This window comes from Moorena sp. SIO3B2 (genome assembly GCF_010692525.1).
GTDB classification, from domain to species: domain Bacteria; phylum Cyanobacteriota; class Cyanobacteriia; order Cyanobacteriales; family Coleofasciculaceae; genus Moorena; species Moorena producens.
On the sequence record NZ_JAAHHE010000007.1, the window covers coordinates 133,573 to 145,012 of the forward strand.

At 47.1% G+C, this 11,440-nt stretch carries 6 protein-coding genes and 1 pseudogene; 2 read left to right on the plus strand and 5 right to left on the minus strand.

From position 1 onward, the window contains the following. Positions 1–483: 483 nt before the first annotated feature. Positions 484–2,700: a photosystem I core protein PsaB gene (gene psaB / locus F6K38_RS03310; RefSeq protein ID WP_287356067.1), complete on the minus strand. Its 2,217-nt coding sequence runs from the start codon at positions 2,698–2,700 to the stop codon at positions 484–486. A 174-nt stretch (positions 2,701–2,874) separates the two neighbouring features. Continuing rightward, complete coding sequence (gene psaA / locus F6K38_RS03315) at positions 2,875–5,097, minus strand: photosystem I core protein PsaA (RefSeq protein WP_008181182.1); 2,223 nt, start codon at positions 5,095–5,097, stop codon at positions 2,875–2,877. A gap of 685 nt (positions 5,098–5,782) precedes the next feature. Here psaA and F6K38_RS03320 point away from each other — a divergent pair. Together F6K38_RS03320 and F6K38_RS03325 are read left to right on the plus strand one after the other, a co-directional pair. Further along, positions 5,783–7,720, plus strand: coding sequence for a hypothetical protein (locus F6K38_RS03320; protein WP_287356068.1), 1,938 nt, complete (start codon positions 5,783–5,785; stop codon positions 7,718–7,720). Between the two features lie 519 nt (positions 7,721–8,239). Further along, complete coding sequence (locus tag F6K38_RS03325; RefSeq protein ID WP_202970544.1) at positions 8,240–8,776, plus strand: retropepsin-like aspartic protease family protein; 537 nt, start codon at positions 8,240–8,242, stop codon at positions 8,774–8,776. On the opposite strand, the gene F6K38_RS03330 is transcribed toward F6K38_RS03325, so the two are convergent. The 3 genes and pseudogenes from F6K38_RS03330 to petB form a co-directional block, all read right to left on the minus strand. After that, positions 8,754–10,169 (minus strand): after-VIT domain-containing protein, encoded by a 1,416-nt coding sequence (locus F6K38_RS03330; protein WP_287356071.1) that lies wholly within the window; start codon positions 10,167–10,169, stop codon positions 8,754–8,756. The two genes, F6K38_RS03325 and F6K38_RS03330, sit on opposite strands and share 23 nt — an antisense overlap. 82 nt (positions 10,170–10,251) lie before the next feature. Beyond that, positions 10,252–10,641: pseudogene (gene petD, locus F6K38_RS03335) on the minus strand (cytochrome b6-f complex subunit IV); the annotation flags it as partial. 99 nt (positions 10,642–10,740) lie between these two features. After that, complete coding sequence (gene petB, locus F6K38_RS03340; protein ID WP_009149163.1) at positions 10,741–11,409, minus strand: cytochrome b6; 669 nt, start codon at positions 11,407–11,409, stop codon at positions 10,741–10,743. Positions 11,410–11,440 lie beyond the last annotated feature (31 nt).

Sequence of the window (11,440 nt, forward strand, 5' to 3'; positions counted from 1 at the left end):
CGTTTTACACTTCTGGATGGATAAGTCCTGTACTTATTTATATATCTGCGAATTCTTTAGGTGCGACCCGTGGCGAATTTAATTCGCCAAGGTCAAGCGCACCTTTGTGATTTATAAACAGTAGCAGCGATCCCCTGACGACCTGACCCCCTCAGTACTTAGTACTACTGTCGAGATTGCATGGCAGGATTGAAGTAGAGCAGAGTTACCTGATTGTGGGGCAATCAGTAACAGAGCGATATAGTTGTTCATTTAAATGATTCACTAGTTTTCTTTTCTTTACCACATTTTATAGTTTTTGTCAAAATTATTCGCAGAACACCATTTTTTATATAGCGCTATATTTTTGATGCTGCCAAGCCATGCAATTCTATTCAGTAGATCTAAAACTGAGGAAATAATAAAAAATCCCCCACCAGAAGGCAGGAGATTTCAATTAATTACCTACAATTTAAATACCTAAAAAGCTAGTTTCAGCAACCATTAGCCAAATGCACCAGCTGTCGAGGCAATCAAGAATGCCGCGTAGGTAAGTATATAACCAACCGTGAAGTGGGTTAAACCAACCAGACGAGCTTGAACGATGGACAGCGCAACAGGCTTATCCTTCCAGCTAACCAAGTTAGCCAGAGGAGTACGCTCGTGTGCCCAGACCAAAGTTTCGATTAGCTCTTGCCAGTAACCACGCCACGAGATCAGGAACATGAAACCAGTTGCCCAAACTAGGTGTGCCAACAGGAACATCCAAGCCCAGACCGACAGGTTGTTCGTTCCAAACGGGCTGTAACCATTGATCAACGGAGCAGAGTTAGCCCACAGGTAATCCCGGAACCAGCCCATGAGATAAGTAGAGTTCTCATTGAACTGAGCCACGTTACCTTGCCAGACGCACAGATGCTTCCAGTGCCAATAGAAGGTCAACCAGCCTAAGGTGTTGAGCATCCAGAACATGGCGAGGTAGAAGGCATCCCAAGCAGAGATGTCGCAAGTACCGCCACGACCAGGACCATCACAAGGGAAGGCGTAACCGAAGTCCTTCTTATCGGGCATTAGCTTGGAACCACGGGCATCCAGGGCACCCTTGACTAGAATCAGGGTGGTGGTGTGCAGACCTAAAGCGATCGCATGGTGTACCAAGAAATCACCAGGACCAATGGTCAGGAACAGGGAGTTAGTTCCGCTGTTCATGGCATCGAGCCAGCCAGGTAGGTAAGCTGCACCAGAGCCAGCAGCTAAGCTATCGGGATTGGACAGCAGAGTGTCAAAGCCGTATAGCAGTTTACCGTGAGCCGCTTGGATGAACTGAGCAAATACTGGCTCAACCAGGATTTGCTTCTCGGGGGTGCCGAAAGCAACCACGACGTCGTTGTGGACATAGATTCCTAAGGTGTGGAAACCTAAGAACAGAGTTACCCAGCTCAGGTGAGAAATCAGAGCTTCTTTGTGTTCCAGCATCCGGGCTAACACATTATTCTTATTAGCCTCTGGGTCATAATCCCGCACAAAGAAGATAGCACCATGAGCGAATGCTCCAACCATCAGGAAACCAGCAATGTACTCATGGTGAGTAAACAGTGCTGCCATGGTGGTGTGATCCTTGGCTATGAACACATAGGACGGCAGCGCATACATATGATGGGCTACCAAGGAACAGACCACAGCCAAACAGGACAGAGCTAACCCTAACTGGAAGTGGAGAGAGTTGTTGATGGTGTCATATAGACCCTTGTGACCCTCACCTAACATGCCCCCAAAGGGAGTACTTGCCGGGGGATTGTGGGCACTATGAATCTCCTTGATGCTGTGACCAATACCCCAGTTGGTGCGGTACATATGACCGGCAATGATGAAGATCACTGCGATCGCCAAGTGGTGATGAGCGATATCGGTCAGCCACAAGGACTCAGTCTGGGGATGGAAGCCACCCAAGAAGGTCAGAATCGCTGTCCCTGCACCGTCAGAGGTACCAAAGATGTGTCCAGCGGTATCTGGGTTCTGGGCATAGACTCCCCAATTCCCGGTAAAGAAAGGTCCTAATCCAGCTGCATGGGGTTTGACACTCAGGAAGTTATCCCAACCAACCCGCTGTCCGCGAGATGCGGGGATAGCCACGTGAATCAAGTGACCTGCCCAAGCTAAGGAGCTAACACCAAACAAACCTGCCAAGTGGTGATTCAGCCTAGACTCTGCATTCTTGAACCAGCTCAAGCTGGGGCGGAATTTAGGCTGTAAGTGCAACCAACCTGCAAACAGTAATAGGGATGACAACAATAACAAGAACATGGCACCACCATGCAGTTGGTTATTGGTTGTCATGCCAATGGTGTAAAACCAGTGGTAAACACCGGAGTAGGCGATGTTTACGGGGCTAGAAGCACCAGCTTGGGTGAAGGCATCAATTGCCCCTGAGCCAAATTGGGGATCCCAAATCGCGTGGGCGATGGGCTTGACAGTTTCAGGATCTTTAATCCACTCTTCAAAGTTACCTTGCCAGGCGACGTGGAACAGGGTGCCAGAAGTCCACAAGAAAATGATTGCAAGATGGCCGAAGTGAGAAGCAAAAATCTTTTGATATAGATTCTCCTCGGTCATGCCATCATGGCTTTCAAAGTCATGGGCTGTGGCAATCCCGTACCAGATTCGACGTGTTGTCGGATCTTGAGCGAGGTCCTGGCTAAATTTTGGAAATTTTGTTGCCATATGCTTTAAGGAAATTCTCCTCGCTGACCTATGAGACTTATGCAATCATGCTGCTCATTGTTTTTTCTTAATTAACCCCCTGGAACCGAAGTTCCAGGTTGCTTAGGGTATCGACAGGCGAGACACAGGTTATGGTATCCCACTCAAGGTTTGGCATCGATTCCTGGTAAGCAGTTATCCCACTGACAGGATGCGTGCTAGGAAGAATGACCAGGTAACGACGATTCCTCCCAGGAGGTAGTGAGCTACCCCCACAGCCCGACCCTGAGTGATGCTCAGAGCACGAGGCTGAATCGATGGGGCTACTTTCAATTTATTATGAGCCCAAACGATGGATTCGATCAGTTCTTGCCAGTACCCACGACCACTAAATAGGAACATCAGGCTAAAGGCAAAGACGAAGTGACCAGCTAGGAACATTATGCCGTATGCCGACAGAGCTGAGCCGTAAGATGTGATTACATTTGAGGCTTGTGCCCACAAAAAGTCCCGTAACCAGCCATTGATGGTGATCGCACTTTGGGCAAAGTTGCCATTGGCAATGTGAGACACAGTCCCATCCGGGAATACTGTTCCCCAGACATCAGATTGCATCTTCCAGCTGAAGTGGAAAATAACCACAGAGATGCAGTTATACATCCAGAACAAGCCTAGGAACACATGATCCCAACCGGATACCTGGCAGGTACCGCCACGACCTGGACCATCGCAGGGGAAGCGGAAGCCTAGCTCAGATTTATCGGGGATCAGACGTGACGAACGGGCAAACAGTACCCCTTTGAGCAGAATTAGTACAGTGACATGGATGGTGAACGCATGGATATGGTGGACCATAAAGTCCGCAGTACCCAGCTCAATCGGCATCATTGCCACTTTACCCCCTACTTCTACCATGCCTCCGCCAAAGGCATAGCTAACGGTTTCCAAAGCATTGGGAGCAGTTCCTCCCGGCGCTAGGTTGTGGATGTTTTGAATCCACTGGGCAAAGATTGGCTGTAGCTGAATCGCCGTATCAGAGAACATATCCTGAGGGCGACCCAAAGCCCGCATCGTATCGTTGTGAACGTACAGACCAAAGGCATGGAAACCCAACCAGATACACACCCAGTTCAGGTGAGAGATAATTGCATCCCGGTGACGGATAGCCCTGTCTAGTAGGTTGTTCACATTCTTGGCTGGGTCATAGTCCCGCACCATGAAAATAGCACCATGGGCTGCACCTCCTACAATACAGAAGGCACCAATCCACATATGGTGGGTGAATAGGGACAGCTGAGTACCATAGTCTGTGGCAATGTACGGATACGGAGGCATCGCGTACATATGATGAGCCACAATGATGCTCAGGGAGCCTACCATAGCTAGGTTAATGGCTAGCTGGGCATGCCAAGAAGTAGTCAGGATTTCATAAAGACCTTTGTGTCCTTCGCCAGTGAACGGACCCTTATGAGCCTCTAGAATTTCCTTCATGCTATGACCAACACCGTAGGTATTACGGTACATGTGGCCAGCAATGATGAACAGGACTCCTAGAGCTAAGTGATGGTGAGCGGTATCTGACAACCACAATCCACCGGTTACTGGATTCAGACCACCATGGAAGGTGAGGAAGTCAGAGTAGACGCCCCAGTTCAGGGTGAAGAAGGGGGTTATGCCCTTAGCAAAACTGGGATAAAGATCTGCCATCAAGCCCTGATTGAATAAGAACTCATGGGGCAGTGGAATCTCACTAGGAGCCACCCCAGAATCCAAGAGCTTGTTGATGGGCAAAGACACATGGATCTGGTGACCTGCCCAACTTAGGCAGCCGCAGCCCAGTAGCACAGCTAAGTGGTGGTTCATCATCGACTCCACGCTCTGGAACCATGACAGTTTCGGAGCCTTCTTGTGGTAGTGGAACCAGCCAGCAAATAGCATCAGGGCTGCCATTACCAAACCACCAATAGCTGTTGCGTACAGTTGGGTGCTATTGGTGATACCGGAAGCACGCCACAGCTGGAAGAAACCAGAGGTGATTTGGATGCCGTGGAAGCCCCCACCAACATCCCCATTCAAAATGCCTTGACCAACAACGGGCCAAACCACTTGAGCACTGGGCTTAATACTAGTGGGATCACTCAGCCATGCCTCGTAGTTAGAAAAACGAGCACCATGGAAGTACATGCCGCTCAACCAGACAAAGACAACGGCTAGGTGACCGAAGTGTGCACTAAATATTTTGCGAGAAACGTCTTCTAAGTCACTGGTATGACTATCGAAATCATGAGCGTTAGCGTGAAGGTTCCAAATCCAAGTGGTGGTTTTGGGACCTCTCGCTAGGGTTCGATCAAAATGACCTGGCTTACCCCACTTCTCAAAGGAAGCTGGTACCGGGTCGTTATCGACCTCGAGTGGCATGAGGAATCTCCTCTCTAGACAAGGAACGACTAATACCCCTAGGGGAGTTTTATTTTTATGGATAAGAAAGCACTTTTTTAATCACTGCTTTCTAACCGAAGCAAGGACCTGTTCTGAATTTACGTCAAAACGGATACCTCCCTTAGAAGATAATAGGTCTTGCTTCAGGCGCTTTTTGAATTCAGTTAAAAATAGTTAACAATTTTTTGGATAATCGTTAACTATTCTCAATTAGCAGTATTAATAGGTATACCACTGTTTGTGTCTAAGCCGCCATCACAACAAATCAAAACTAACTATAGAAAAATTCAATGATAATTTTTTCAAAATGTTAAAAAATGTAAATAAATGCTAAATATTTTTTGAAAAAAGTGTCCCCGATCTAGACGGACGACCCTCAAGGGTTGAAGGTGTAGGGGTATGGTTGATAGAGAAGCGGAAGATTTATAGAAAAGCGGAACACTTGGAAGAGCGGTGGGACCCAGGCTAGGTAACCTTGCCAAGGAAATGCGCACCAAGAGGGGGAAAGTTAGAACAGACTTGATCATCCTGCCAATAGGCAACCCCAACGCTCATAGACCAACACCTAAAGACAAGGAGCAAGACTAGAGGTCAACCTGTAAGTTAAGATTAAAGGCTGGTGATCAAAGGAGATGGCTTGTTGGGTAGGAACAGCCAGTTAATCATGGTGAAAAGACTTTTTTTCTTCCTAATCACAACGATATTAGTTTGGGGTCTGGTGGCCTGTGGTAGCGATCGCATCAAGACATCGAAGGGGTTTGGCATCGATGCCAGCTCCCAAACCAAGCAAGTTAATCAGTTATCAGAAGTAGGGCCACCCCTAGCTATTCAAGAACTTAGTCAGAGCCTAGAGGCTTACCAGCCTCAAGTGTTCATTGTCAGACCTGGTGATGACATGGTGCTTGAAGATACAACAGTATCAGTGAAATTTCAGGTTCAGGACTTGCCAATTTTCCAAGATCCCGATCTAGGTATAGGTCCTCATCTGAACGTCATCCTGGACAACCAACCTTACCAAGCCATCTATGACCTAGACCAACCTCTAATCCTAGAGGATTTATCCCCTGGCACCCATACCCTGCGGGCATTTGCCTCTCGCCCCTGGGATGAGAGCTTCAAAAATCAAGGTGCCTATGCCCAGACCACATTTCATATCTTTACTAAAACTGACGACAACAACCCAGATCCAGCGCTGCCACTCCTAACTTACAACGTTCCAAAAGGCGACTACGGAGCAGAGCCGATTCTGCTGGACTTCTATTTGACGAATACCCCCTTGAGTAATACCCCTCTCCAGCTAGTGGCTCAAGACAATCTAGATGATGATAGTGTTGATTGGCAGATTCGGGTTACTGTGAACGGTCAAAGTTTCCTACTCGACCGTTGGGAATCGATTTATCTGACAGGGTTTAAAGAGGGCAAAAACTGGGTAGAGTTAGAGTTTCTCGATGGACAGGGCAACCCAGTCAAGAATGTTTTCAACAACACAGTACAGGTGATTAACTACCAGCCTAACGGTGAAGACACCCTTTCCCACCTAGTATTGGGTCAACTCTCGGCTGAGCAAGCTGGTGGTATTGTAGACCCCAACTATCAGCCACCGGCAACCCCAATACCTGTACCAGAAGAGACACCAGCTCCGAGTCCATCATTGACTACTTCGCCTACAGTAGAGCCAACACCAATACCCTCGGTTGTTCCGATAGTTGAAGAACCTCTCACCTCTGAACCGACCTCCTTAGAACAAGAAACTACAGAAGAAGACACTACACCACCAGGGGAATTAGCACCCACTGAAACAGAGCAAATACCAGAACTAGAGGAATCTGTAACACCCAGTGAACTACCAATAACTCTGGAGGAACCAACTCCTGAGGTTGAGTCCAACCTACCTGAGGTGGAAACAACTTTGGAAGCAGAAGAGCTAGTTCCTGCCAGTGAAACCCCAGCACCAGTTGAGGAAGCAACTACTGGGGCTGAATCAGTAACCCCTCTACCTGAACCGTCAGAAAAGCCAAAATTAAACATCTGGAGTCGCTTTGGCAGTTTCTTCGGACGTTCCGCTGTCACCCCTAGCCCCTCACCTGAAGCGCCAGAGAAACTCGACATTACATCAGAGAAACCTGTGGTAGCTCCAAAGGAATCTGAGTCCACTACTGTTGTTGAGGAGATCTCGGAAGAAGCGGTAGTAGAGACCGGGGAGTCTGAGTCCACTACTGTGGTCGAAGATAGTTATGAACAACAGGCGGTAGCTCCAAGGGAATCTGAGTCCACTACTGTTGTTGATGAGATATTGGAAGAAGCGGTAGTAGAGACCGGGGAGTCTGAGTCCACTACTGTGGTCGAAGATAGTTATGAACAAAAGGCGGTAGCACCAAGGGAATATAAATTCACTACTGTGGTCGAGGAAATATCGGAACAACAGGCAGTAGAGACCGGGGAGTCTGAGTCCACTACTGTGGTCGAAGATAGTTATGAACAAAAGGCGGTAGCTCCAAGGGAATATCAATCCACTACTGTGGTCGAGGAAATATCGGAACAACAGGCAGTAGAGACCGAAGAGTCTGAGTCCACCAATGTGGCAGAAGATAGTTCTGAATAACCGATAGTGGCCACACTTGAGTGCGATCGCACTATCACAATAGACAGTTAGCCCATTGCTAGCTCAACTGTTTGAGCACTAAAGGCGATCGCTTTTAGCGTGGCCTACGGCCAATCGCGTAGCGTGCGCCAATGGGCAATCCCTGACCTAGTGGGGATTGCTGGCCGATGGTCGATGTGCAGCTAGCGCTGGCTCCCCTGTTCCCTTGCTGCATCGATTTCAGTACTCAAATCGATTGTTATGACTTCCTTTATTAAGTTTTTTTGTAATAGTGCCAGCTATCAGCATAACTCCCCAAACTTTTCCCGATAACGAGCCAACAACGATTCCCTATCTGCTAATTGATTTATTACCGATTAGCTATTATTAAAGTGTATCTATAAACTCTCTCTAAGAGTAGTGTTGGTTTAAGAGTTTCCCTGGGTAATCTAGGATTAGGCGATAAGTCCAGAGTCAGCCTTCATCCTTAATCCTTCCTAAAAGTTTGTACTAATCAAAATACTGGAGTAGATAAATCAGGTGAAACCCTATTTACCAATCCAACTATTAACAACATTATTTGTAATCACAACCAGCACCCTGACTCCTGCTGTTTCTAAAGCTCAAATCGATTTACCCTGTTTCATGCGGGATGCCAATGGCAATCTGATTGACCTTGGCAAACTTTGCGGCATATCAAAGCCAAACAATTCAGGGGTGATTACAATCCCCATCAAACGCCGAGTCTATAACACTCCTGTAATTGATGTCACTTTTAATGGTAAACGAACCTTTGAAATGGTGGTTGATACAGGAGCATCCGTCGTGACAATTACCCCAAAAATGGCAAAAGCTTTGGCATTGAAGCCAGAAGGAACTGCCACGATGGATACAGCTAATGGTACAGTTGATGTACCCCTGGGTCGCTTGGCCTCCGCTGCCGCAGGAGGTATTGTGGCTAACAACCTACTGGTTGCTGTTAGTCCATCCCTGTCAATTGGACTGCTAGGACACAATTTCTATCAAGATTATGATCTCACGATTAAGCAAGATGTCATTGAGTTGCACCTTCGTTAATGCGTAAGGTTAAACACACGCTCTTTACAGAGGTTTCGGGCACTCGCCAACAAGAAAGCGATCGCTTAATCAAATCAATCATTTGGGCTTCGGTCAGGGTAGAGGCTGCTTCATCCCACATCACCCTGATCACGCGACCTCTACGAACTAGGAACTCGAAGACAATTTCACCAGCTACCCCTAGGGGTAGGTTCAATCGTTGCAGATGTTGGGTTAAACAGGTTGTCCCTATTTCATCTAATCCCTTAACTCTGACCAACTGTAACCTGTGATGGCTGATTGCCGCTGAGCTTAATATCTCTGACTTCACCTTTTTAATCAATCTAGGACAGACCAAGGTCAATTCAAAATTATCTGGTGATTGATTGGCTAAATAGTCCTCAGTAATAATTTTTGATGCCTGATGGGTATCATAGGGATTATCATTATCAGTGAGGCTATCCTGAACTGTCTTAGAAAGAATATAATCCTGAGGGCTCATTTCTGATGCCTGATGGGTATCATAGCGATTATCATTATTACAGGTTAGCTTAGATTCTTGGTACCTGTTTTGCCTATACTCTGACTGTTGAATCCAAGCTTTGCTTTTAACCCCCAATTTCCTATATTCACTTATTGGTAACACAGATCTTGGGATAGGAGAAGACCAGGCGGTGCCAGAAGATAAGGGAGAGAGGGAAAACAGTAACGATCGGTTGATCTTAGAGTTCTTCGGTTTCCCCTTTTTCCCCTGCTCATCAGGCAAGAATTTGGAATTGATGTCAATTGCTGCTTGTCTCCTGCTCTCCTTATCCCCTGCTCTCAACCCTGAACGCCACTTCTGTAGCCTGAGTCTATCCTGAATTGCACTAGCAAAAGTACTTTTGATCATGCCTTCCCAGTTAACTCCTTCTGGGATTGTTACTGGTACTTGCATCGATATGAGGTGGCTTTCACCTGCAACCGGTACCTGATCACTGACAGCCACAAAAGCGGTGTACTGGCACAATAGTTGATAACTCAACGCTGTTTCCGTCACTGCCTCTACCCCAGCTTTAGTTTCACAGCTCAACATTTGCTGCATCAGGTGTTTAATCCTTGCTCTACCCCACAGCTGGGCAATAGCTGGATTGTTGGCTTGATCAAAATTGAGGTTAAATCTTTTCTGGTAGTAACTACCATCCCCCCTAGTACCCGTAATCCTGAGAGTGCCAGTAGGGGTTGTTCGGGTAGCGTGGCCTTTTGGCCAAGGTTGGTTTGGGGTTAAGGTTGAATGTTGTTTGGTTGAAAGTTCTTCAGCTGTAACCTTCGAGTCCGGTAGGTTATTCTCCAAACTTTTAACCTTCAACTTGCTAACCTGCAACTGTTCTGCCTGGAACTCTTGAATGGGAGAAATACGTCCACAGATAACCAAAGGCTGCTGGGTAAATAGATCCGGAGTGGGATTGGGATAAATTATCGCTTCCCCTAGGCCTTCCCAGGTAACGTGAATATTGAGTTGCCACTGGACGGCGGAATGGGTTCTGGAATTTGTTCACACCTTCGATGAAGGGAACCAGCATCAGACCCAAGGGAACTGATCCCATAGCAGCAATACCCAAAAGTTTATTAGGGAGAATCCGCAAAATTTGGAAAACAGGATATAGATACCATTCCGGGAGGATTTCTAAAGGTGTGGCAAAGGGATCGGCTGGTTCACCAATCATAGCTGGATCAAGCACAGCTAAACCAATGCATAGAGCAATGGAACCCATGATTACCACTGGGAAAACGTAGAGGAGGTCATTAGGCCAAGCTGGCTCGCCATAATAATTATGACCCATCCCCTTGGCTAGTTTGGCACGTAAAATTGGATCGTCTAGATCCGGCTTTTTAAGAACTGACATTGCTTAAATTCTTCTCCTTAATAAGTAAAGGTAAGCAGGTGGCAGCAGCAAGGTTTGCATTTAGTTTTAACACTTTCCTGACTTTTAGTCAGTACAGATTTACAACGGACCAGAAATGCCCTGTTTGCGAATCATCAGGAAGTGCAGCAGCATGAAGACAGCGATAAACCAGGGCAGCACAAAGGTATGTAGACTGTAGTAGCGACTCAGAGTACCCTGACCTACACTAGTACCACCCCGCAGCAGTTCGACGATTAAAGAACCAACCACGGGAATAGCTTCAGGAACGCCAGATACAATCTTGACCGCCCAGTAACCAACTTGGTCCCAAGGCAAGGAGTAGCCAGTCACACCGAAGGAGACGGTAATTACTGCTAAAACTACCCCTGTCACCCAGGTCAGTTCACGGGGCTTTTTGAAACCACCAGTCAAATAGACCCGGAAGACGTGCAAAATCATCATCAGCACCATCATGCTGGCAGACCAGCGGTGAACAGAGCGGATCAGCCAGCCGAAGCTCACGTCAGTCATAATGTACTGTACAGAGCTAAATGCTTCAGCGACCGTCGGCTTGTAGTAGAAGGTCATGGCAAATCCAGTGGCAAACTGGATTATAAAGCAAGTTAGAGTAATTCCACCCAGGCAGTAAAAAATATTAACGTGGGGAGGTACGTACTTTGAAGTGATGTCATCGGAAAGTGCCTGAATTTCCAGACGCTCCTCAAACCAGTCGTATACTTTCGAGTCAGTGATTTGCTTAGAAAACATGAGGCCAGAGTTTCCGAAAGGATTTTGCCGT

What these genes read in the sequence shown, in the direction of transcription:
- psaA (WP_008181182.1), bottom strand. Translation starts at nt 5,097, where the DNA reads ATGCCACTCGAGGTCGATAACGACCCGGTACCAGCTTCCTTTGAGAAG.
- petB (WP_009149163.1), bottom strand. Translation starts at nt 11,409, where the DNA reads ATGTTTTCTAAGCAAATCACTGACTCGAAAGTATACGACTGGTTTGAG.
- F6K38_RS03320 (WP_287356068.1), top strand. Translation starts at nt 5,783, where the DNA reads ATGGTGAAAAGACTTTTTTTCTTCCTAATCACAACGATATTAGTTTGG.
- psaB (WP_287356067.1), bottom strand. Translation starts at nt 2,700, where the DNA reads ATGGCAACAAAATTTCCAAAATTTAGCCAGGACCTCGCTCAAGATCCG.